This is a genomic window from Paenibacillus sp. 10L310 (assembly GCF_056395745.1).
The window spans coordinates 1-440 of the sequence record NZ_JBFTKC010000069.1; the positions used below are offsets into that span (position 1 = coordinate 1).

At 51.7% G+C, this 440-nt stretch carries 1 rRNA gene; it reads left to right on the forward strand.

Features of this window, described 5'->3' with window-relative positions:
- A 16S ribosomal RNA gene (locus AC1DE7_RS31850) occupies window positions 1-440 on the forward strand; the annotation flags it as partial.

Consider the following 440-nt stretch of genomic DNA (forward strand, 5'->3'; position numbering starts at 1 on the left):
TTGGTGCCGAAGTTAACACATTAAGCACTCCGCCTGGGGAGTACGGTCGCAAGACTGAAACTCAAAGGAATTGACGGGGACCCGCACAAGCAGTGGAGTATGTGGTTTAATTCGAAGCAACGCGAAGAACCTTACCAGGTCTTGACATCTGAATGACCGGTGCAGAGATGTACCTTTTCTTCGGAACATTCAAGACAGGTGGTGCATGGTTGTCGTCAGCTCGTGTCGTGAGATGTTGGGTTAAGTCCCGCAACGAGCGCAACCCTTATATTTAGTTGCCAGCACTTCGGGTGGGCACTCTAGATAGACTGCCGGTGACAAACCGGAGGAAGGTGGGGATGACGTCAAATCATCATGCCCCTTATGACCTGGGCTACACACGTACTACAATGGCCGGTACAACGGGYTGCGAAATCGCGAGATGGAGCCAATCCCAACAA